Below are 22,686 nucleotides of genomic sequence, written 5' to 3'. Positions count from 1 at the left end.
AGTTTAGCGAGTTGGCGAAAGAGAATTATAATTCTTTTTTTCTTCCATTCAAAATTATGATTATAATTGATTTTTCATAATTCCGATTTTTGTAACTTCCACATCTTAGAGCTATCTGTTACTCATCGATTGAAAAAAAGCGCAAATTATCAGGATGAATCATCGATTCTTTTCAAAAAACTGCTTTTCTCTTTCATAAATCATACAAAAAACGAGGGATAAATCAACACTCATAATTAAATTAAGATGAGAAAAATAAATAAAAAGTTAGAATATTTGACAAAATTCAGCGGCACAAAACTCTTTTCTAACGACCTAAAATAATAAGTTAAAAGAACGCTTCCTATCTTCTGACTGTAGATAATGATAATGTTATAATCAAAAATGAATAAAAAACGTTATTTAAAAATTCCATTGCATATAAAATAACAAAATAAAAATTATTATTTTTTTATAAATCACTGATTTTGATAAAATAAGTAAAGTTATTTTTGAAATAACGCAAAAAAAGCCTCAAACAGTGTTCTCTGTTTGAGGCTTTTTCAACTCTTTTTCCTTTAATGGATCAATTAAATAAATGATCCGCCATCCACAAAAGTGGTATAAATATGCTCGTCCGCCACTGGATCCCCTTGGATCGATTGTACGATTTTCTCAGCTGCCACCATGCCCCATCGATGTTTCGAATAGGAGATCGTCGCTAAGCGCGGCTGCACAAAAGCGCCTAATTCCGTGTTATCAAACCCGATGATGCGGATCTCTTTTCCGATGCGATAGTCGGTCTCGCGGACATATTTGTAGACCCCGATCGCCATCTCATCATTGAAGGCAAAGATATCAATGGGAAACTGGGGATCATTTGCTAAGAGCTGTTTTGCCGCTCGATAACCAGAAGGTTCCGTGAAGTCACCAGGAATGACTTCATAAGGAATACCAAAGCGCGTCAATTCTTTCGTACTGGCTTCCAAGCGCTCCCGACTGTCGTAGCCTTTTTCTGGCCCTGCTAAGAGGAAGACTTTTTGGCTTTGTCCAGCGATCAAGCGATCGATCGCCAGCACAGCCCCTCCTTTATTGTCTAACAAGACTTGATGGATGTTTTCATGAGACAAGACACGGTCTAACACGACGATTTGATGCCCTCGTTGGGCGTATTGCTCGATTTCCTTTGCTGGAAACGTCCAATCCAAAATGATGGCACCGTCCACCATCCGCTCAGGAATAAACAAGTGTGACTTCTTGCCGCTGCAGACGATCATTTCATAGCCGAAAAGTTCCAGCCCTTTCTTGATACCATCTAGCAATTCCCCATAAAAACTTCCGGCATAATCGGCGAGATAAACACCGATGATGTTGGTTTGTCTGCGTTTCAGTGTGCGAGCAGCCATGTTCGGAACATAGTTCAATTCGTTTGCGATCGCTTGAATCCGCGCGCGGGTTTCCTCGGTCACTTTTGGACTGCCATTCAATGCATACGAAACGGTGGATATGGAGACACCCGCTTTTTGGGCAATATCTTTGATTCCTACCATGGCTTCTCCTTTCTTAACGATAAATATCGATCGTATTGGTTTGGTTTTCGTTTAATTTGGCGCAAAGTGCTGCTTTCTTCAGGACAAGCGCACCTTGACGGTAGCGATTTTCCGCAAACTCAGTGGACATTTCTTCCCCGTTGATCAATACTTTCGGCGTACTTGCCGAATGATAGACGATTTCGACCGGCCGATCAAAGAGTCGATACGTCAGTGTCAACCCTGCTAGCTCCGCTGGCAAGACGGGATCAAGTTCAACGTGATCAACAAAGGTACGAATGCCTAACACATTGCTGATCAACTGATTCATATAGATCCCCGGTCCACTAGAATAGATGCGCCAGCCGCCTTTGACGCCGACTGCTGCCTCCTTAAGTTTACCAAAATTTTCTTGGGCTTCAACCCTTGTTTTGAAATCGCCATCAGAACTGCTGAAATACGCATTTGCTTGACGAATCTCCGCGTTTTCGACCCGTTGAGCGATCTGGATCGGATTGATGACCCCAAGCGCTTGCCAAGTCTCTTCTTCTCGACCTAATTTCGCCATCGCTTCGGTAAAGCGGATGTGGGCGTGAACGTACTGCAAACCGATTTCTCGTCCAAAGTTGGCTGCTTGTTCTGCACGCTTGAAATTGGTGCTGACACCACCCGCATAAGTCGCTGGACGATTCATCAAGCGCACCCCATCTGGAAATTGCAAATGCTCCTTGATGATCGCCACATGATGATCGGCTTGTTCGGGAGATAACAGCTCACCGATCATGCTTTGTTGCATCGGCAGCAAGCGGTATTGGATACCAGTTTTCTTGTCAGTCGGATGGACCATCAGTTCCACGTGCTCGCTATCTTCCATATAGACAAATCCTGGCAACGTGCCATCAGCTAACATGTATTTTTCAAAGTCGTGTTTGATGCCCTTAGACAGTTCTGTTAAATGTTTGGCATACTCTGGGTCAAATGCCTGCAACTGGCTGGCTAATTTTTTCAATACTTCATAGGTCAAGGCAACGGTCCAGCTGCTGGCCATTTGTTTCTTCAACTTACTGTTATTTGGCTGCAAGGTGTCATCCCAATCGCCATCGCCATAACAAGACAGGTACGTTCCTTCCAAGAAGTTCGCTTCGATATACGCCACTTCTTTTTTCAAATGATCAAACAATGAAGCTTTGGTCTTGGTTTTCAGGAAGGTCGCGCGATCCGTATAAGGCAGTTCTTTTTCCAAAATCGCGAAATCTTTGGTTTTTTCGAGATAGTCACTAACGACTTTCATCGGCCAGACGATCACATCTCCGTGGCTCTCATCGGCTTTTTGTTTCTCATAGCGATCAAACATAAACCATTGTGGCCAGTTGCCGTCATCTGCAAATTGATTTTCAAACAAATGCTCGATGATGGACGCCACCATTTCAGGACGATTAAGTGCTAAGAAATACTCAGTCGGTCCTTGGGAAACGTCTCGAGTCCCCCAAGCAGCACCACCGTACTGTTCAAGACCATGAGGAGACAGGTAATGAACAAGCATATTGTGGGTGTACCAACGTGCCAAGTGATTGAAGGATGTAACGTCCGCCTGCGAATGTTTCAATTCAAACTGATTCAACAAATCATCGACAAAGGCCGTATAGGCAGTGTCTTCTTGCTGGCGATCTAACGTTTCGGAAACAAAGGGTTCACCAGTCAGTGTGCCTTGGATCACGAAGGAAACCGTCGCCTGTTCTGCAAAGGTCAATACGGTCGTGCTATCAGCAGCGGCCACATTGAAGATTGCTTCATCGGTCAGTTCAAAAGGTTGAGCTGCATGGAGATAATACGTCAATTCTGGATAAGTTTCCGCAATCGGTGAATCCGCTGTTCCTTTGATGGTGAGCAATTGCTGGTCTTGCGTAACAGTAGCAGTCGGTGCGGCTTCATCGATCCCCATCACAAATTGATTGGTGATGGCCCAGGTGTAGGCACGTCCTGCTTCACTGGTGATGGTGGTTGCGATCGTGCGTCCGTTTGCTTTCGTGAAGGTCGTTACTTGGATGACATCATCCGCTGTTTTGTAGTACCACGTCGCCGAATTCAAGCCCATTTCAAAAGCAGATGGCATCGTTAAAATCCGCCATTGATCGCCGTCTTTCAGATAGATCCGCTGACCAGAACGTTTGAACAGATTCAATGAGTTGCGGCTATTACTCAACAATTTATTCATGTTCGTATTGCCTAATACGATTTGGGAGTTAAACATCCCCGTCATGTAAACAGTCGTGCTCAAAATGGGGTGATCGACGATCAACTCTTGTCCGCTCATCAAAATATGCCCATGGGAGCGTTCCATCTGTGCTTCTTTTTCCTTCAACACGACATGGTGATAGTCAGGGGTAAAAAAGGAATAAAGCTGCTTATCAACGATTTCCACTGCTTCTTGCTGCGGGAACCGCTCGTTGATTTCTTCTGTGGAAAATGTCAGCCCTGTGAGCGGTCGACCGAAGTTTTTTCGTGGCTGCGCCGTTGCTTGCAACGAGTCAAAGGACAAGGCTTGATAAGTTTCTTTCAGCGTTTCAAGCGCAAACTGCGGTTCATTGACTGCCGTCGCTTGATTGGCTTTGACCGCTGCGTAAAAAACGATTTCCGTAGGCGTCTCACTTACCGTCAACCATTGCGTTTGCAGTGCCGTATAGGCAAATTCGTATTGATACACTTCATTGGCTAACGTTTCTTGGCTAAGTGCAGCTGGTTGATTCTTTTCTTTGTAGCTGCGACCGAAAAATTGATAGCCATCCGTCGAGAAGCCTTTTAAGGCTTGGAAGCTGCCCTGTTCCACCAATGGAAATTGACCATTTTGTGGTTGATTTTGGCGCGAGGAAAGCACGATGCGATCCTTATCATGGCTAACATGATGGTCGATATATTGCGAAACATAGGCTTCATTGGATTGAACAGCACCTTTGGCGGCATTGCCAAGGTCTTGCCCGTAAACCAGTTCCGCTTCCCCAGAACCACTCAATTGAACCCGCCAGAACCAGCAATCTTGTGCCAATTGGAAATCAACTTGGTAATCGATGGACTGGTACGTCCCAGTCCAAGTCAGCTGTTTTTCTGAGTAGGCAAAGGCACTGTTAGCATTTGAACCGATCAAGGGAATAAAGGACAACTCCCCCGCCTCACGCAGACGTAGATAGATTTGATTCAAACTACCATCTAGCGCATTTCCGATCAACTGATTGATCATCACACCGTGACTTTGGATCTCATATAAATCACCGTTTGGTAAAAACGTCACGGTCGTATTTGCGTTATTCATCACTATTTTTTTCGTCATAGAAACCTTCCTATCTTACCTAACTAATTGCAGGGTTGTTTGTTGGGTGTCTCGGCTGTTCCCACCAATCATGATGTGGAATTTCCCTGGATCACTGCTTACTTGTTGGTTGCTGTGGACATAGCGCAGCAGTTCTTCCGTGATCTCAAATTGAACGGTTGCTGATTCGCCAGCCTCTAGCCAAATTTTCTTAAAGCCTTTCAGTTCTTTCACTGGGCGAACCACTTCACCAACTAAATCGCGAATGTAGCATTGGACCGTTTCCCAGACCGCTGCTGTTCCTTGGTTCGTAACAGTGATGGAAGCCGTGACCGTTTGATCTTTGGTCATAGTCGGCTGATCCAACGTCACCGCAGAATACGCAACTGGGCTATAACTCAAGCCAAACCCAAATGGATATTTGGCATAAATGGAGACATCCAAATATTTCGAGACATATTTTTCATCCGGTGCACTTTCATAAGGACGACCGGTATTGTCAACGTTGTAATACACAGGAACTTGTCCAACGGTTTCTGGGAATGACATGCTCAAGCGACCGCTTGGATTGTATTCTCCCCACAGGATCTGAGCAAGTGCGTTTCCGCCTTCGGTTCCAGGGAACCAAGCCTCGACGATCGCTTTGGCTGCATCCACACCTTGCAAATCAAGAGGACGACCGTTATAAAGTGTTACGATCAATTGCTCGTTGTATTCTTTTAAGGTTTCAACCAAGGATAATTGGGCTTGCGGCAAACGAATGTCGCTGCGGCTGGCAGCTTCACCGCTCATCCATTCCTGCTCTCCTAGTGCTAGGACCACTTTATCGGCTGCCTTCACTAATTCGATCGCTTCTTGGATCGCCGCTTCAGACGGTGCAAAATAATCAAAGGGCTCTTGACCGATCAACAGATCCGCACCCAAGGCTTGGGCACCCTCCACTAAAGTCACTACTTCTTCTTGTTTCCCTTGCCAAGACCAAGCCCCTAATAGATCACGGGAGTGAGCACCTGGGCCTACGATTGCGACTTTTTCGGTTTTCTGCAACGGCAGGACACCTTCATTTTTCAACAACACCATTGATTTCTTTGCGATATCGCTGGCGATCTCTCGGTGTTCTTGAGACAAAACAGTGGCTGCTTCAGCGGCTTCATCAGCGCCGCGGTATGGATTTTCAAATAGCCCCAGCTCATTTTTTAAGGTCAAGATTCTTAGCACCGCTTCATCGACTAAGGCTTCCTCAACGGTGCCTTCTGCGATCAACTCTTTCAAGTTATCGGTGTAGCAAGTCGTCATCATCTCGATATCGACCCCAGCTTTGATGGCTAGTTCAGCGGCATGTTTTTCATCCTCCGCTGCGCCATGAGCGATCACTTCTTTGATTGCTGCCCAGTCAGAGATCACAACGCCTTCAAACCCGAATTCTTCTCGCAAAACATCGCGGAAAAGCCAGCGATTGGCCGTTGCTGGAATGCCGTCTACCGTATTAAAGGAGGTCATCACCAGCTTGGCACCAGCATCAAGGGCTGCTTTATAGCCTGGCAAATAACTTTCTCGCAGTTGGCGTTCTGACATATTGACCGTGTTGTAATCGCGACCACCGATAGCCGCACCGTAAGCCGCAAAATGTTTGACGCAAGCAGCCACGCGGTTGAAATCCGTTCGCAGATCATCCCCTTGATAGCCTTTGACGAAGGCTTCAGCGAAGCGACTGTTCAAGTAAGGATCTTCCCCCGTCGATTCCATGACACGGCCCCAGCGTGGGTCTCTTACTAAGTCCACCATCGGTGAAAAGGTCACATGCAAGCCAGAAACAGCTGCTTCTTTGGCAGATACTTCCGCCATTTTCTCCGCTGCTGCCAAATCCCATGAACTACCTAATCCTAATGGAATCGGGAAAATCGTCCGAAAGCCGTGAATGATGTCCGCCATCAATATCGTCGGGATATTCAAGCGGTTATTGGCGATATACTCTTTTTGGACGCGGATCGCTTCTTTTGCACCAGAAACACCTAGCGTTGTTCCCGCATTGTTGATGTTTTCTTGTGTCAGTCCTAAGTCGCCCATCGGACCTGTTTTCTCTTCTGCTTTATCTGAATAAAAAGCCGCTGCCAGTTGCAGCAACTGATCGATTTTTTCATCTAAGGTCATTTCTGAAAGTAGTTCGGTTAATTTCTGCTGTTCCATTTTTATTCATCCTTTGCTTTCTTCAAATTGGACTTCTGCTTCTAAAGGAAAATGATCGGAGGGAAAACGACGATCACAAGAATCCGTTAGACAGGCGGTTTTGACCACCGTGAAGCCTTTCGTATAGATATAATCAATTTCTTCTAGTTCTTGCCATGGTAACGTATAAATAAAATTTTGATAGGAGCCTTTTGGCCCATGATGCGGCTTTTGTCCATGTTCTTTGGCATTTTGAAAATGCTGCTCTAAGTACCGATGCACCCGCTCCGTTCGCTCCGCATTCAAGTCGCCCATCAGCAATACAGGATAGCGTTCGATCTGATCTGCCAGCTGCTCAAGGATCACTTTCATCCCTTCAAAACGAGCCATTTCTGAAATATTATCTAAATGAGTCGTGATAGCAAGAAACGGCGGATTCTTTTTTTCCTGCAAGACTGCCCAAACACATAAGCGTGAATACGCAGCTTCTGGATGAATACTTGGTTCAGTCGGTGTCAATGACAACCAAAACGAACCTGAATCTAATAACTCGAAAGCCTCTTTTTGATAATACAGTCCGATGCCTTCGCCTAAGCCATCACCGTCACGTTCAGCCGTGACGGAAGCATACTGCGCTAACTTTGCTAAATCCGCAAATTGGCTGGGACGAGCTTCTTGGATCGCCAGAACATCCCAGTCGTAGTAATCGATCAAGGAGCAGACCGCCTCCGATCGATAGTGCCATTGCCATTCTTGGTCATAGTCGGTATCGACTCGTAGATTGTAGGTTGCTGCTTTCATCTGCATTCATTTCCTTTGAGTAATTTTGTGATTTGCTGCATTTCACGACGGATTTGTTTCGCTTCGCCGCCACCATGCCCTTTATTTAAGTAAATACGCAATTCTTTCGGTCCAGGAATCTTTTTATAGGAAACGAAGAAATCTTCCATGGGACAGATGGGATCAGCACTGCCGACCGATGTATAAACAGGACCAGTTATCTGATGAGCAAAATACTTCAAATCAAAATAACTCATGACTTGATAGATCGTTTCCCGCGTTTCTGGAAATTGTTCAATATACTCTTGAATCACCTGGTAACTTCCTGTTTTTTGTTCGATCCGATGGACAAGATTGGAGTGGCTTGGGACATCGGCAAACGTCGCAAAAATCGGGACGTTCGTTAATGCGTTGACCAATAAGGCGATGCCGCCTCCTTGTGAGCCGCCTCTTAAAATAATGCGCTGCGGATCGATTTCCGGTATCTGTTGAAGGACTTCTAGTGTGCGCAAACTATCTGCGACCAATCGCTTCATATAAAAATCTTCTTTTTTCAAGATGCCGCGTCCAAAAGGTGCTTCATGCTGCGTGGTCTCATAGGGAACCTGATCTTGCGTGCGTCCCCCTTGTCCGCGATTGTCGATGACAAGACAGCCGCAGCCGATCAATAACCAATGAGCAAATTGGAACGGTTCTTGCACATGATTCATATAGCCTAAAAAATCAATCACGATTGGACAATCTGCCGCTTGTTCTGGCAGCAGCAGATGCCCATAGATCGTTTCATTACCAAGACTTTGAAAAGAAATCGTAAAACAATCGATCCCTTTCAGCAAAGGCGCTTGTTTGGTTCTTTCAAAGGCTAGCGGAAGGGTGTCAAGTTCTTGTTGGACCGAAGCCCAAAAACAGGATCGATCCGTCGCTGTGGATTCAGTCATTTGTCTCTTCCCCCTTCGCTAATACTTTATTGAAAAACAACACTTGGACAAAGGCTGAGCCTGAGATCCCTAAACAAACAAATAAGAATAGGTTCACTTTGCTGCACAATACAAAGACAATGATTGGGACCACCAATAAAATGATCGCATTCGCCGTACTGCTAAGAACCGCATAGGCCGTTTCTTTTGCTGTTTCTTGCAATGATTGGGCAAACAAGCTGTACAAGAGAACGAACACGACGAGATACAGCGCAGCCAAGCTAACGAGGATCACGGCTAAAACGCCAAAGTAAGGTGTAATCATCATCAAGGAATAGATCAACCCAGCAAAGACTGCGACATACGCAATAATAAGACCTTCTAAGAAGAGCCCACGTTTGAGATTGCTTAAGAATGCTTGCTTGTATCGCTGCCAAATCGGGACATCCCGTTCCTTGTACAATTGATCGATCGTCTGATACAGCGCGATCAATGCTGGTCCTGCGAGAATCAGCGTCATTGCTGGAATCATAAAGAGAAAACTAACAATGATCATATCTGCTAAAAAAGCAAAGACCCGATAGTACCATCCTTCATAAGAAAATAGTCGATTCATTATGATCCTCCAATCAAAACTTGCTGATTTGTGCTGCGGGTGCTACGTAAACTTGTTTCTTGCCTTCTTGTGAATTTGGGTCGTTTCTCAACGTACAGTTTTCTGGGTTGCAGGTTGCAGCTTGCATGTCTCACTACGTGAGCCAATTGCAGTGATTCTTTGTACGGTCACTACGCTCCCTGCAGTCGCCTAGTACTTTGAAACATCAGATTTTGCGCAAAGTACGCGCAAAACCTGTGTTTCTTTGGTTGGTCACTACGCTCCCTGCAGTCGCCTAGTACTTTGAAACATCAGATTTTGCGCAAAGTACGCGCAAAACCTGTGTTTCAAAGCAAAGGAGAGGAAAGGTCTTTTTTTTGGCTTCCTTTCCTCTCCTATGGGGGTTATTTTAGTCGTTCGCGGTTTTCGGCCATTTTTTCAGTTTTAATGTCTTTGATTGCATCCCAGTTGTTTGAATCTAAGAAGCTTTCAAAGTCGGTTAGTGTGCTGTCAAATGTTCCTTCATCTTTTGAACGGATCAATGAGATGATCGTGCTGTTGATTTTGGTTTTGATGGCTGTGTTTGAACGTGCTTCAGCAGTTCCAGCATCTGGATCCGTATTTTCGATCACAAAGTGTGGATACAATTTGCCTTCGCCCCACTCTTGCATTTGAGTCAACGCATTTTCGGTTTTGACTTTCATTGCATTGACACGGTCATTATTAAAGTAGTTGAAACGGCTGATACCATATTTTTTGTTGTAGCCTTCGTTGTCGGTTTGTTCCATTTCTTTGATTTCTGGCAAGTAATCGATTTTGCCTTCATCGTTGTATTCATACGTCACGCCTTCAACACCGAATTTTGTCAAAATTTGTCCTGGTTCATCGATCAAGTACGTGAAGAGTTGGGTTACTTTTGCTGGATCCGCCGCATCTTTTGTGATGTAGTTGATCAACCAGCCAGAGATTCCTGTTTGGTTCAAGGTTGCTTCACGACCAGACGTGCTGGCAGGGCCATCGATTGCGATGTAGCGTGTGTCAGAGTTTTTCATGAATTCAGTGAAGTTCCCACCTTGTCCGCTCGTTCCTGCGACTAAGATCGTTGCATAGTCCCCTTGTTTTACTTTTTCATCATAGGTTGGACCGTCATCGGTAAAGCTGTCATCACTGATGTTGCCGTCACGATACACTTGATTGAAGGTTTTCAACCATGAGATATATTCTTCATCTAAATTACGGTCGTAGAACGCACCATCTTCATCTTCTAATGGAACACCTAAGAAATCTTGCAATTTATCTAAGAATGGTCCTGCTGTTTCGCCGATCGTTGTGAAGCCCATTGGTGTCAAATCAGGGAATTTCTCGCTGATTTCTTTCATGACTTTCACATAGTTTTCTGGAGTTGAAACATCTGGTTTGCCTAATGCTTCATAGACATCTTCACGGATCACAAAGTTGTCGTTGACGGGAATATTGCCGCTTTCGTAGTCTGCTGCTGTGTTGGAATAGTTTGGATAGCCATAAGTTTTGCCATCATCTAAAGCAAACCATTTGAAGGTATCTTCGGTCACGACATTCATCAAATACGGATCGTATTGTTCCGCTAAATCGTTCAATGAGTATGCCCAGCTATCAGCTTTTGTGGCTGCTTGACTGGTTTTATCCATCAACGTCACGATATCAGGCATATCACCACTTGAAATCAAAGCGTTTAATTTCGAATCATCCCCTGAAATAAATTCAATATCAATGTTCAAATCTTTTTTGATTTGGGCTGTCGTCACATCTTCACCAAATGGCAAAGCTGTCCAGTCTGAATTGATGTACCATGTGATCTTGGTTGGTTCTTCTTTGGTATCGAGTTTCCATGCTGGTGTCTTTTCATCTAACTCATACCGATCTTTGATAGAAAAATCCGAACTGCTGGCATTGTCTGAGCTGCCGCCACATGCTGCTAAGCTGAGTAATGCTGATGCTGCCAATAAACCGCCTACTACTTTTTTCATGTCTATCCCTCTTTCTATTCTTTTACTGCACCGGCCATCATACCGCCGATAAAGTGTTTTTGAAGCAATGGATATATAATTAAAATTGGCACTGTCGTGATGACGATCGTAGCCAACTGAACCCCACGGGTCGTTGCTTGGACGATAAAGTCGGTACTACCGCTTTCAGTCATCGTACTCAAGTTGGATTGGACGATGATTTCATAAATCTTCATTTGCAGCGGATAGAGATACTCTTTTGTGATATACAGTTTTGTCGTCATAAAATCGTTCCATTGGCCAACCCCGTTGAACAAGATGATGGTTGCCAAGGCCGGTTTCGTTAATGGTAAGAAGATTTTATAGAAGATTTGGAATTCACTTGCACCGTCGATCTTCGCAGATTCTTCGAGTGAAGGCGGAATCTCACGGAAAAAGTTCATTAAAATTACGACATCATAGTAGCTGAACAAGGCTGGAATAATGTAGACCCAGAAAGAATCCAGTAATCCTAGCGAGCGAATCAGCAAGTATGTTGGAATCATCCCACCACTGAAGTACATGGTGATGACCCCCATCGTTGTATAGATGTTGCGGCCGACCAAGCGTGATTTACTCAATCCGTAAGCCACGATCGCACAAAACAAGGTATGGGTCGCAGCCCCAAGAACCGTTTTTAACACTGAGATCAAGAAGGCACGGGGGATACTTGCGTCGGAAAAAACTTTCCGATAGTTTTCCCAGGTAAAGCCTTTGGGCCATAACACGAGGCCGTTGCCCGCTAATCCAGAACTAGAAGACACGGAGGAAACCAAGATATTCCAAATCGGTACGATGATCATCAATGAGAATAAAATCAAGATCACGGTATTGAAGAAGTAAAACCACGTGTTTTCTTTTGCTTTTCTTTTGATCATGTTTTTTCCTCCTATAAGATAACTGAATTGCCGTTGTTCAACTTGCGGGTCACTCGATCCGTGATCACCAATAAGATGACGGAAATGACCGCGATCCCCAAGCCGACAGCAGTTGCATAAGAGAAATCACCTTGCGTCAACCCCATTTTATAAACGAAGGAGTTGATGACTTCTGAACGGTTTTGGTTCTGTGAATTCATTAAAACTAATGTTTGATCTAGGTTTGACCCTAAGATACCGCTCACATTCAGAATCAAGTTTAAGGAGATGATCGGTGTCAGTAATGGCAATGTGATCGAACGAATCTGTCTTAGCTTGCTGGCACCATCGATTCGTGCGGCTTCATAAAACGTTGGATCGATCCGCGACATACCTGCCAAGTAAAGGATCGTTCCCCAGCCGACTTCTTTCCATAGATCAGAAAGGACCGCGATCCACCAATATTTGCTTGGATCCAACAGATGATTGACCCCTTTGTCCATCAATCCTACGGACATCAGCACTTGGTTGATAAAGCCGTTCGTTGACAGCCAAGAAATCATCATCCCACCTAGCACGATCCATGAGAAAAAATGGGGAATGTATGAAACCGTTTGAATAAATTTCTTCAAGCGGCCATCTTGCATTTCAAAAATCATAATGGCTAACACAATCGGGATCGCAAAACCTAAACCTAATTTCAATAAGCTGATGGCTAACGTATTTCTAACCGCTTCCCAGAAAAAACTGTCATTCATAATGATACGGAAATTCTCTAACCCGACCCATGGTGCTGATGAAATCGTGTCAATCACCGTATAGTTTTTGAAAGCGATTATAATTCCGTAGATCGGAATATAATTAAATACGATCATAAATGCCACGCCGGGAAAAACCATCCAGTGAAGCTGCCGTTGACTATAAAACTTTTGCAGTTTACTCATACACAAAATCTCCTTCTTTCTATCCTCGCAACACTACCTATATCTCCACATTTTGGTGAAACGTTTCTACAAAAAGATTATATCCGCTGCCAATCGAAAATGCAAGCCTTTCCAATTATTTTTTCAGCTTTTCTTTTTTCACAAATTTTGTTGGGTTCCTCACAAATAAAAAAGCTTTCATATCAGCTTTTTCAGAAGAAATCCTTTTTCAAAATATTTCCTTCTAATCAAATTTCACAAACGCTGTATTTTTTCAACATCGATTGATTCTCAGAAATCATTAAAAAATAAAAAGAAACGTTTCACCAAAAGCACAAAAAAGCAGCAATTATCGTTGATTGCTGCTTCGTTCTATTCACTTCTTTGCGGATAGCCAAAATGGTCATAGGCTAACGGCGTTGCGATCCGCCCACGCGAGGTGCGTTTCAAAAATCCTTTTTGGATCAAAAACGGTTCGTACATATCTTCCACTGTTTCGGTTTCTTCCCCGATATTGACAGCGATCGTACTTAATCCCACCGGGCCGCCTTGATACAATTCGATCATCGTGCGGATCAATTTCTGATCGATATAATCCAAGCCAGCATGATCGACTGCCAAAAGCGCCAATGCCTGATCAGCAACGGCGCGATCGATCAAGCCATCCGCTTGCACTTGCGCATAATCGCGAACTCGTTTAAGCAACCGGTTGGCGATCCGTGGAGTGCCTCGGGATCGGCGGGCGATTTCGATCGCCCCTTCTTCCACGATATCCGTTTCAAAAATCGACGCAGTCCGCTGCACGATCTCTTTTAAATCATGGTCTTCATAATATTGCATATGAGAAATGATCCCGAAGCGATCCCGTAGCGGCGCCGAGAGCATCCCCGCCCGCGTCGTTGCGCCGACTAAGGTAAATGGCGGGAGTGGAAAATGAACCGGGTGAGCCGTTGTCCCTTGCCCCACCATGATATCTACATAAAAATCTTCCATTGCCGAATAAAGCATTTCTTCGGCGACACGAGGCAAGCGATGGATCTCATCGATAAACAGAACATCCCCTGGCTGTAGCTCATTCAAGATCGCAATCAAATCCCCTGGTTTTTCGATCGCAGGACCGCTGGTCGTCTTGATTTGGACCTGCATCTCGTTGGCGATCACCATTGCCATCGTTGTTTTCCCTAAGCCTGGCGGACCATATAAGAGGACATGATCCAACGCTTCTTCTCGATTTTTCGCCGCTTGGATATAAATCGAAAGCTCCTGCTTGACTTTGTCTTGTCCGATATATTGGGCAAGGGTTTGCGGACGCAAGGATTTTTCGATGATCTCTTCTTGTTCAGTGCTTTCTGGCGAAACAATTCGTTCATCCATCGTCTACTTGCTCCTTACTTTTTCATCATCAATCGGAGAGCTTCCCGCAAGTACTCATCCGTCGATTTTGTGGTATTCGCCGCTAATTGTTTTTCGGCTTTCTTGACTTCTTTTTCGCTATAACCCAATGCTTTCAAGGCTTCCATTGCTTCATCTAAAGCAGTCGTTGCTACGCTTAGAGGAACGATCGCTTCTTCTCCAACCAGTTCAGCCACTTTGCCTTTCAAGTCTAGGATCATTTGCTGCGCCGTCTTTTTACCGACACCTGGGAACTTAGTCAAATAATTGACGTCCCCATTTTCGACTGCCGTGATCAACCCTGTATGGTCTTCATTGGCCATGATTGCTAACGCACTCTTTGGTCCAATACCTGAGACACTGATCAATTTTAAAAACAACTGCTTGCCTTCGATCGTGGCAAAGCCGTAGAGACTATGAGCATCTTCACGAATCACTTGGTGCAGATAGATTTTTACTTCTTGGTTCAACTTGCCGCTAAATGAATACGGATTGCCAAAAGCGATCTGATAGCCGATGCCATGGGTCTCAACGACGATATACGCCGGAAAGATATCCGTTACTTTTCCTATGATATATTCGTACATGTGCTTTCCTTTCTGTACATATGTTCCCTTTATTGTAGCACAGACGAGAGGGCAAAAAAAGGACTGTGAACGAAGGAAAAGGCTTAGCAGGAAACAAACGGAGGAAAAACCGTTGTTTCAGTCGCATTTTTTCAAACGAGACATGCTGCTGCGTCTTTTTTTCGCACACAGTTCCTAATACTTACTCAACGAGTGATTTGAATTCGCCATAGCCTTTTTCATCCATTTCTGCTAAAGGGATGAACTTCAATGCTGCCGAGTTGATACAATAGCGCAAACCGCCTTTGTCCTGAGGACCGTCTGAAAAAACATGTCCTAAATGAGAGTCAGCTTCTTTACTGCGGACTTCTACCCGATGCATGCCGTGAGAAAAATCGGCTTTTTCTTGAATATCTTGGCGACTGATCGGTTTCGAAAAGGACGGCCAGCCACAACCTGCGTCATATTTATCAGTAGAAGCAAACAATGGTTCTCCGTTGACGATATCAACATAGATCCCTTTTTCATAAAAATCATCATACTCGCCAGTAAAGGGGCGTTCGGTTGCATTTTCTTGGGTCACCGCATATTCGATTGGCGACAATTTTTCTTTTAATTCTTTTTTATCTGTCATTTTTTCACCTGCTTTTCCTCTAGACTCATCCTGTATGCTCTATCATGCCTTTTTTCTTAGCGAATGTAAAATGACTTGCTCAAATTGTTTAAGGGTTTTGTAGCTTTTGCCAACGAGTCGTTGGTTCCGCAAAATGGTAGAAATGCGGTTGATCTTTTGTATAGATTTCTTCGCTTAAGACAGCTTCTGGCATGTTGCCAAACAACCCAGCCGCAAAAAAATAGGTGTGTGCTTCTTTGAGGTAAAAGAACAGGCTCGAGCCGCATTGACTGCAAAATCCTCGCTGTGCCCACTCAGAAGAATCGTAACGTCGCAGCCACTTCGCTCCTTGAAGAGTCATCTGGTCCTCAGCGCATGGCGCAAGAGCAAACATCGGTCCGCCGTGAAATTTTTGACAGAGACTACAATGACAAACCGTGATTTCTTTCGCAACTCCCGTCAAGTTGATCGTGACTTTGCCGCAAAGACAACTACCAGAAACATCCATCCTTATTCCTCCTCCGTAAACTCTTGCAACAACTGATAGACCGTAGCGACAGGAAATCCTACGATCGTATAAAAATCGCCGTTTATCGATGAGACAAATATTTTGGCTGCCCCTTGGATCCCATAGGCGCCCGCTTTGTCTTGGTACTCATCTAAGGCAAGATACTTGTCGATCTCTTGATCCGTCAAAGGACGAAACACAACTTCCGTCGAAACCACTGCTTGGCGTTGCTGTTTGCCTTTTTGCAAAACGACGGCGGTATGCACCCAATGGGTACGTCCGCTCATTTTTCGCAACATCGACAGAGCATCTTTACGGTCGACTGGCTTTCCTAAGATTTCTTCACCCACCACGACCGTCGTGTCGCTCGCGATCACCAGATCTTCAGGATAGGTTTGCGCAATAGCCGCCGCTTTTTCTGCTGCCATCCGTTGGACATAAGGGATCGCAGCTTCGTTTGGTCGGACCGACTCGTCGATATCTGCTGGTATGACCGCAAATTCCGAGACTAACTCTGCTAGTAATTCTTTGCGCCGCGGCGACTGTGAAGCCAAAATAATCATTCCATGCCACTCCTTGCTCGATGAGGATCTTGAATCCGTTTGAACATCCGCTCCATGTCGCTGTTGGTGAAATGGATCAGCACCGGACGACCATGGGGACAGTTGAAGGGATTCTCGCATTTCGCTAAATCTTGCAACAAGATCCTAGCTTGTGCTTCATTCAAATAGTGATTGGCTTTGATGGATCGTTTGCAGCTCATCATGATCGCGGTTGCTTCACGAAACTTTTTGACACTGACACTTCCTGTCGTCAATAACATATCGATCATTTCGCGGATGATGGCTTCTTCTTCACCGCTAGGGTACCAAGTCGGGTGCGCTCGGACGATGAAACTATTGGTCCCAAAAGATTCCAGATGGATCCCGACTTCTGCCAGCTTGTCGCTTTGTTCTTGTAATTGCAGTGCATCGCTGTTGGGATAATCCAAAACGATCGGCACCAACAATTCTTGCAGGTCATTGGTCACTTCGCCGATTTTTTCGCGGTAATACTCGTATTTGATTCGTTCTTGCGCCGCATGCTGGTCGACGATATATAGCCCCGCCTCGCTTTGGGCAAACAAATAGGTCCCATGCATCTGCCCAAAATAATCCAATTGGGGAAAACGCTCCTTCGCTGGTTCTTCTTCCAGCAACCGTTCGACCGTTTTTAGGTAGTTGCGGTCATCCCCATGCATTTCAGGATGCAGAGTCGCTTGACTTTGCAGATCCTGCGCCGTAAGCTCTGGCGTCTCATCTGGGAGAAAGACTGGCGCTTCTGGCAGCGACGCTTTTGTTTCCGTCTGGCCTTCCACAAATGGTTTTCGGACAGGCTTATTTGGCAGCGTCTCTTCCAAACTGCGAAAGGTTTCCACGGTTTCTTCCAACAGGTTGTCGCTAGATTCCTGTGGCATTTCTGGAAGTTTTCCACCTTCCTCCACAGGTTTTTCCACAGAGTTATCCACAGTCTGTTGATAAGTGTTGCCCTGCACCTCAAATTTCCCTGTTTCGCGATTATAAGACAACCCAGAAGTCGAATTTCCTGCTGACTTCAGTTCCAAGCCAAGCTGCTGGGCTTTTGGCTGATCGGCCACTTTTTTCTTGAAACGCAGATTGTCAGCGGCGTTAGGAATCAAATTGATTTCCCGCAGCGCCTCATTGATGGCTTTACTGATTAGCTTGGTCAGTTCTTCTTCTTTTGACAAACGAACTTCTTGCTTAGTCGGATGAACGTTGACATCGACTAATAAGGGGTCCATTTTGATTTCAAGGACAGCTAATGGAAAACGACCGACCATCAATTTTGATCCGTAACCAGCAACGATCGCTTTATTCAAAGCAAAATTGCGAATATAACGACCATTGATGATCGTGGATAAATAGTTGCGGCTGGCTCGGGTGACTTCTGGCAGTGACACAAAGCCAGTGACTTTAAAGTCGAGGTCCTCAGTATCGATCGCGATCATTTTTTTGGCGGTTTCCACCCCGTAGATCCCTGCGATGGTTTGTTTTAACTGCCCACTTCCAGTGGTGCTCAACATCTTATTGCCTTCATGAACGAGACGAAAAGCCACTTCTGGGTGGCTCAGGGCGATCCGATTGACGATATCGCCGATGTTCGCTAGTTCCGTTTGCAGCGTCTTGACATATTTCAAACGTGCCGGTGTATTGTAAAAGAGGTTTTCCACAGTGATCTTGGTTCCTTGCCGCAAGTTGGCAGGCAGATGCTCTTCAACAGCGCCGCCTTTTAAGCGCACAAAGGAGCCTTGTTGGGCGCCTTTGACTGCCGTTTCAATCGAGAGGATCGAAACCGAAGCGATACTAGGCAAAGCCTCCCCGCGAAACCCGAGGGTACGTATTCGAAACAAGTCATCCCGATTGTGGATTTTGCTGGTGGCGTGGCGTTTAAAGGCAGTCAAGACATCCTCTTCTGCAATTCCTTCGCCATTATCGATGACTTGGATTTTACGCAAGCCCGCTTCTTCAATAAAAATATCGATTTGGGTACTGCCGGCATCCACGGCGTTTTCAACTAATTCTTTGACGACAGAAGCCGGTCGCTCAACGACTTCTCCTGCCGCGATTTGGTTCGCCAGACGTTCGGATAACTCTTGGATCTTTCCCATCTGCTGACCTTCTTTCTAAATTCGTTTTTGCAGCTCGTACAATGTATTCAGAGCGTCCATCGGGGTCATTTCCAACAGATTCAATTTCTTCAACTGATCGATGACGCCGATTTCTTCCGTAGATACTTCACTAAACAACGACAACTGCTGACTTTCTTCGACGACGGGTTTTGGCTGTACCGTCGGTTCATGTTCTTCCAGCGCTTTTAAGATCGTGGCTGCGCGCTGTAAGAGTGCACTTGGCAGTCCAGCGATTTTGGCTACATGGATCCCATAGCTTTTATCTGCGGGCCCTTCCATCATCTTATGCAAGAAGACGACTTCGCCTTCTTTTTCAACGGCACCAACATGGACATTGCGCAAGTGCGCCAATTCCTCATCTAACACCGTCAGCTCATGATAATGGGTGGAGAAAAGTGTTTTGGCATGAACTTCTTTGTGGATATATTCAATGATAGCTTGTGCCAATGCCATGCCATCATAGGTCGCAGTCCCACGCCCTAACTCATCAAACAAAATCAAGCTGTTAGGCGTTGCATGACGCAGCGCTTGGTTGGCTTCCATCATCTCCACCATAAACGTGCTTTGACCGGCGATCAGGTCATCGCTGGCACCGATGCGAGTAAAGATCCGATCAAAAATCGGCATCTCTGCAGATTGTGCGGGTACGAAACAGCCGATCTGCGCCATAATGACTAGCAAGGCAAACTGCCGCATGTACGTACTTTTCCCAGACATATTTGGTCCTGTGATCAACAAGATCTCTGTTTCTTCATCCATCACGATACTATTCGGAATGTACTCTTGGTGACCAAGGACTTTTTCCACTACAGGATGACGGCCGTCGATGATCGATACCGCTCGTTTTTTCGCTACTGTCGGCCGCACGTATTGGTAGCGTTCCGAAACTGTGGCGAAACTTTGTAAGACATCGACCGCACTGACGGCTTTGGCTAACTTTTGCAGACGGGTGATACTCTTTTTCACTTCTTCACGGACGTCAAGAAACAGGCGGTATTCCAAATCCACCGATTTCTCTTCGGCTTCTAAAATCAAAGTCTCCAGTTTTTTCAACTCGGGGGAAATAAACCGTTCCGCATTGGCTAACGTTTGCTTGCGCTCGTAGCGAGAGGTATCTAAATTCACTAGATTGGCTTTCGTGATCTCAATGTAATAGCCAAAGACGCGGTTGAACCCAACTTTCAGGTTTTTGACTCCCGTCGCTTGGCGTTCGTTGGCTTCTAATTCCGCCAGCCATTGCTTGCCGTTACGCATCGCTGTACGGTATTCATCTAATTGTTGATGGAACCCGTCTTTGATGATGTTGCCTTCCGTGATCTGTAACGGGGCATCTTCATCGATCGCAGCTTCGATCAGTGCAACCAAATCATCTAAGGGCGTTAATTCCAGCAGCAAGTCATTCCACTCGCCACGGTTGATGCCTTGCAGCAATTGCGCGATCAGAGGCACTTGCTCCAAAGAAGATTTCAACTGCAGCAAATCGCGGCCATTGACATTTCCGAAGGCGACCCGTCCGACTAAGCGTTCCATGTCATAGACTTTCGTCAACGCTTCTTGCAGATCTGCTCGCTCAAAGAAACTGTCCAGTAACGATTGGACCATTTCTTGGCGGGCAGTGATTTTCTTTGGCTGGATCAAGGGACGGTCTAACCATTGCTTTAACAAACGGCCACCCATTGCGGTTTTTGTCTCGTCCAACAACCACAAAAGAGTCCCTTGTTTTTTGCCAGTTCGAATCGACTGCGTCAATTCTAAGTTGAATTTGGAATAATGATCCATTTTCAAGGCATGATCGGGCTGATATTCCACGGCTTGTTGAATATGCGCTAAACTGCGTTTTTGGGTGATCGCCAAATAACTTAGCAACTTCCCTGTGACTACTTTTTCTAACTCTTGGGAGAGAGGTTCTGTTAAAAATTGAAATTCGGCATTTTCTTCCAACGTTTCTTGCTTAGAAAACACGACATTCAAGCGATTGGTCAGTGTTGTTTGCAATGACTCAGGGATCTCGCTGCACAAAACGACTTCTTTCGTTTGCAGAGCGGCGGCCTCATTGACGACAGCTTCTTCATCTTCCAATTGCGCTGCTTTTAATTCACCGGTACTTAGATCGACATAGGCAAAGCCAAAACGCTCCCCTTGCTGCAAAACAGCTGTCAAAAAGTTGTTTTCTTTGGCGGATAGGCCTTTGCTGTCCATCACCGTTCCCGGCGTGATCAGTTGAACGACTTCGCGTTTGACCATTCCTTTGGTGGTTTTTGGATCTTCCACTTGCTCACAAATCGCTACTTTGTAGCCTTGCTCGATCAAGGTGTCGATGTAATTGCTGGCAGCGTGGTAAGGCACCCCACACATAGGGATCGGTTCCTCCGCATTTTTGTTGCGGCTGGTTAACGTCAGTTCTAAAATTTGTGCTGCCTTGACAGCATCCTCATTAAATAATTCATAGAAATCCCCTAAACGATAGAATAAAAAAGCATCTTGGTACTGAGCCTTGATGCTTAAATACTGTTCCATCATCGGGGTATTTTTAGTTTTTTGAGGCATTGGTTTCATCCTCCTCGATGGCTTTATTCATTTTCTTTTGGATCTCCGTCGTGACATATTGCAGCAATTCATCTGCTTGCAGTAACGCTTGGCGATAAGCAACCACTAAAGGATGCTGCTCGTATTCGTTTGTCAATGACGCATAACGCTGCTCGGCAGCTTTTTTTGCTTCGGGTTTCTCATAATGCTCAAATTGAACGATTTCTTTTTGCGCTTGCTTCAACGCTTCTTCCAGCTCCAATAGCCCTTGGTTTTGCAAGGCTCGTGCTTGAATTTCTTGAAATTCTTGAACGATCGGATGATCAGACAAGAGCCTTTGCAAAGCAGCCAGCTCTTGGGCAACGTGTGGTTCCTTGGCTAATTGCTCTTCCATGCTTCTCCTATTCTGTAAACGGGCGATCTTCACTGATTTGGATCGGACGGATCGATTTTGCTTTACCAGTGGCTTCATCAATCTCAAGCAAGCAAGCCGACAAAATACTGCGGCCTTTTTCAATCACTTCAAACCGTTGCGGCAACGCCGTCAAAAATTTTTCAATGACTGGTTCGCGTTTCATCCCCAAGATCCCATCATAAGGACCAGTCATGCCGACATCTGACAAATAAGCCGTTCCTTGGGGCAAAATCCGCGCATCATTGGTCTGGACGTGGGTATGCGTGCCGACGACTGCCGAAACACGGCCATCCAAATACCAGCCCATCGCTTGTTTTTCGCTGGTGGTCTCCCCATGAAAATCCACAAAGATAAACGGTGTGCGTTTGCGGGCAATCGCAACCAGTTCATCCATTTTGCGAAACGGATCATCAAGGTCTACCATGAACGAGCGAGCTTGCATGTTGATTACCGCTAATTCAATGGTGTTGACTTTCACAAATACCATGCCGACGCCCGGTGTTCCCTCTGGAAAATTGGCTGGACGAATCATTTTCTTCGCATCGCCAATAAATTCAAAAATGTCACGGTTGTCCCATGTATGATTGCCTAGTGTCACGACATCGACACCATCTTGCAAAAATTTCTTATAGATTTTACCAGTGATCCCACGACCCGCCGCCGCATTCTCGCCGTTTGCGATCGTCACCTGTGGCCGATACGCCTTTTTTAATTTTGGAAGGTACTCCGTGATCGTTTCTCTTCCTAATGAACCAACTACATCTCCAATGAATAATACCCGCACACATTTTTCCTCTTCTCTTTTAGCTTCTTTTCTATTATAAGGGTTTTGGTCCAGAAAAAAAAGGTTCTTTCACTTGCGGTTCTTCCCTGCAGCAGAACAAAAAAACACGCTAGACTCTT

At 45.3% G+C, this 22,686-nt stretch carries 18 protein-coding genes; all 18 read right to left on the bottom strand.

Annotation, left to right across the window (positions count from 1 at the left end; genetic code table 11):
• Positions 1-569: 569 nt before the first annotated feature.
• Positions 570-1,529 carry a LacI family DNA-binding transcriptional regulator gene (locus tag IGI76_RS01625; protein ID WP_010748656.1) on the bottom strand — a complete coding sequence of 320 codons (960 nt, stop codon included), beginning with the start codon at positions 1,527-1,529 and terminating at the stop codon, positions 570-572.
• A gap of 13 nt (positions 1,530-1,542) precedes the next feature.
• Positions 1,543-4,833, bottom strand: coding sequence for a GH36-type glycosyl hydrolase domain-containing protein (locus IGI76_RS01620; RefSeq protein WP_010748655.1), 3,291 nt, complete (start codon positions 4,831-4,833; stop codon positions 1,543-1,545).
• A gap of 15 nt (positions 4,834-4,848) precedes the next feature.
• Positions 4,849-6,999 (bottom strand): glycoside hydrolase family 3 N-terminal domain-containing protein, encoded by a 2,151-nt coding sequence (locus IGI76_RS01615; protein WP_010748654.1) that lies wholly within the window; start codon positions 6,997-6,999, stop codon positions 4,849-4,851.
• A gap of 6 nt (positions 7,000-7,005) precedes the next feature.
• Entirely contained in the window at positions 7,006-7,785 is a 780-nt protein-coding gene (locus tag IGI76_RS01610; protein WP_194185198.1) for an endonuclease/exonuclease/phosphatase family protein, read from the bottom strand.
• On the bottom strand, positions 7,776-8,696 hold the full coding sequence (locus IGI76_RS01605) for an acetylxylan esterase (protein ID WP_010748652.1): 921 nt from the start codon (positions 8,694-8,696) through the stop codon (positions 7,776-7,778). Before IGI76_RS01605 ends, IGI76_RS01610 begins: the two co-directional genes overlap by 10 nt.
• The gene (locus IGI76_RS01600) at positions 8,689-9,291 is read right to left on the bottom strand and encodes a DUF624 domain-containing protein (protein ID WP_010748651.1); all 603 of its coding nucleotides are present in this window, start codon (positions 9,289-9,291) and stop codon (positions 8,689-8,691) included. Before IGI76_RS01600 ends, IGI76_RS01605 begins: the two co-directional genes overlap by 8 nt.
• A gap of 383 nt (positions 9,292-9,674) precedes the next feature.
• Positions 9,675-11,276, bottom strand: a complete 1,602-nt coding sequence (locus IGI76_RS01595) for a sugar ABC transporter substrate-binding protein (protein WP_010748650.1) — start codon at positions 11,274-11,276, stop codon at positions 9,675-9,677.
• Between the two features lie 14 nt (positions 11,277-11,290).
• Positions 11,291-12,172 (bottom strand): carbohydrate ABC transporter permease, encoded by an 882-nt coding sequence (locus tag IGI76_RS01590; protein ID WP_005227173.1) that lies wholly within the window; start codon positions 12,170-12,172, stop codon positions 11,291-11,293.
• A gap of 11 nt (positions 12,173-12,183) precedes the next feature.
• Positions 12,184-13,095: an ABC transporter permease gene (locus IGI76_RS01585; RefSeq protein WP_005232388.1), complete on the bottom strand. Its 912-nt coding sequence runs from the start codon at positions 13,093-13,095 to the stop codon at positions 12,184-12,186.
• A gap of 351 nt (positions 13,096-13,446) precedes the next feature.
• On the bottom strand, positions 13,447-14,448 hold the full coding sequence (gene ruvB, locus IGI76_RS01580) for a Holliday junction branch migration DNA helicase RuvB (protein ID WP_010748648.1): 1,002 nt from the start codon (positions 14,446-14,448) through the stop codon (positions 13,447-13,449).
• 14 nt (positions 14,449-14,462) lie between these two features.
• Positions 14,463-15,053: a Holliday junction branch migration protein RuvA gene (gene ruvA / locus IGI76_RS01575; RefSeq protein WP_005232405.1), complete on the bottom strand. Its 591-nt coding sequence runs from the start codon at positions 15,051-15,053 to the stop codon at positions 14,463-14,465.
• A 181-nt stretch (positions 15,054-15,234) separates the two neighbouring features.
• Positions 15,235-15,666: a peptide-methionine (R)-S-oxide reductase MsrB gene (gene msrB / locus IGI76_RS01570; protein WP_008376288.1), complete on the bottom strand. Its 432-nt coding sequence runs from the start codon at positions 15,664-15,666 to the stop codon at positions 15,235-15,237.
• 88 nt (positions 15,667-15,754) lie between these two features.
• Complete coding sequence (locus tag IGI76_RS01565; protein WP_010748647.1) at positions 15,755-16,153, bottom strand: GFA family protein; 399 nt, start codon at positions 16,151-16,153, stop codon at positions 15,755-15,757.
• 2 nt (positions 16,154-16,155) lie between these two features.
• Complete coding sequence (locus IGI76_RS01560) at positions 16,156-16,716, bottom strand: Maf family protein (protein WP_081116165.1); 561 nt, start codon at positions 16,714-16,716, stop codon at positions 16,156-16,158.
• Positions 16,713-18,821, bottom strand: a complete 2,109-nt coding sequence (mutL, locus tag IGI76_RS01555; RefSeq protein WP_438780933.1) for a DNA mismatch repair endonuclease MutL — start codon at positions 18,819-18,821, stop codon at positions 16,713-16,715. The genes IGI76_RS01560 and mutL overlap by 4 nt, the downstream gene beginning before the upstream one ends.
• 15 nt (positions 18,822-18,836) lie before the next feature.
• The gene (gene mutS, locus IGI76_RS01550; RefSeq protein WP_010748644.1) at positions 18,837-21,389 is read right to left on the bottom strand and encodes a DNA mismatch repair protein MutS; all 2,553 of its coding nucleotides are present in this window, start codon (positions 21,387-21,389) and stop codon (positions 18,837-18,839) included.
• On the bottom strand, positions 21,373-21,762 hold the full coding sequence (locus IGI76_RS01545) for a YlbF family regulator (RefSeq protein ID WP_010748643.1): 390 nt from the start codon (positions 21,760-21,762) through the stop codon (positions 21,373-21,375). The genes mutS and IGI76_RS01545 overlap by 17 nt, the downstream gene beginning before the upstream one ends.
• Positions 21,763-21,769: 7 nt before the next feature.
• Complete coding sequence (locus tag IGI76_RS01540) at positions 21,770-22,567, bottom strand: TIGR00282 family metallophosphoesterase (RefSeq protein ID WP_010748642.1); 798 nt, start codon at positions 22,565-22,567, stop codon at positions 21,770-21,772.
• Positions 22,568-22,686 lie beyond the last annotated feature (119 nt).

Source organism: Enterococcus sp. DIV2449a (assembly GCF_051711225.1).
Classification (GTDB): Bacteria; Bacillota; Bacilli; order Lactobacillales; family Enterococcaceae; genus Enterococcus_D; species Enterococcus_D casseliflavus.
The sequence above is the reverse complement of the archived record's forward strand: the minus strand, read 5'-3'. Positions and strand labels throughout refer to the sequence as shown.

Bases quoted from the DNA above. Each gene is read 5' to 3' on its own strand.
- IGI76_RS01625 (WP_010748656.1), bottom strand. From the start codon at position 1,529: ATGGTAGGAATCAAAGATATTGCCCAAAAAGCGGGTGTCTCCATATCC.
- IGI76_RS01620 (WP_010748655.1), bottom strand. From the start codon at position 4,833: ATGACGAAAAAAATAGTGATGAATAACGCAAATACGACCGTGACGTTT.
- IGI76_RS01615 (WP_010748654.1), bottom strand. From the start codon at position 6,999: ATGGAACAGCAGAAATTAACCGAACTACTTTCAGAAATGACCTTAGAT.
- IGI76_RS01610 (WP_194185198.1), bottom strand. From the start codon at position 7,785: ATGCAGATGAAAGCAGCAACCTACAATCTACGAGTCGATACCGACTAT.
- IGI76_RS01605 (WP_010748652.1), bottom strand. From the start codon at position 8,696: ATGACTGAATCCACAGCGACGGATCGATCCTGTTTTTGGGCTTCGGTC.
- IGI76_RS01600 (WP_010748651.1), bottom strand. From the start codon at position 9,291: ATGAATCGACTATTTTCTTATGAAGGATGGTACTATCGGGTCTTTGCT.
- IGI76_RS01595 (WP_010748650.1), bottom strand. From the start codon at position 11,276: ATGAAAAAAGTAGTAGGCGGTTTATTGGCAGCATCAGCATTACTCAGC.
- IGI76_RS01590 (WP_005227173.1), bottom strand. From the start codon at position 12,172: ATGATCAAAAGAAAAGCAAAAGAAAACACGTGGTTTTACTTCTTCAAT.
- IGI76_RS01585 (WP_005232388.1), bottom strand. From the start codon at position 13,095: ATGAGTAAACTGCAAAAGTTTTATAGTCAACGGCAGCTTCACTGGATG.
- ruvB (WP_010748648.1), bottom strand. From the start codon at position 14,448: ATGGATGAACGAATTGTTTCGCCAGAAAGCACTGAACAAGAAGAGATC.
- ruvA (WP_005232405.1), bottom strand. From the start codon at position 15,053: ATGTACGAATATATCATAGGAAAAGTAACGGATATCTTTCCGGCGTAT.
- msrB (WP_008376288.1), bottom strand. From the start codon at position 15,666: ATGACAGATAAAAAAGAATTAAAAGAAAAATTGTCGCCAATCGAATAT.
- IGI76_RS01565 (WP_010748647.1), bottom strand. From the start codon at position 16,153: ATGGATGTTTCTGGTAGTTGTCTTTGCGGCAAAGTCACGATCAACTTG.
- IGI76_RS01560 (WP_081116165.1), bottom strand. From the start codon at position 16,716: ATGATTATTTTGGCTTCACAGTCGCCGCGGCGCAAAGAATTACTAGCA.
- mutL (WP_438780933.1), bottom strand. From the start codon at position 18,821: ATGGGAAAGATCCAAGAGTTATCCGAACGTCTGGCGAACCAAATCGCG.
- mutS (WP_010748644.1), bottom strand. From the start codon at position 21,389: ATGCCTCAAAAAACTAAAAATACCCCGATGATGGAACAGTATTTAAGC.
- IGI76_RS01545 (WP_010748643.1), bottom strand. From the start codon at position 21,762: ATGGAAGAGCAATTAGCCAAGGAACCACACGTTGCCCAAGAGCTGGCT.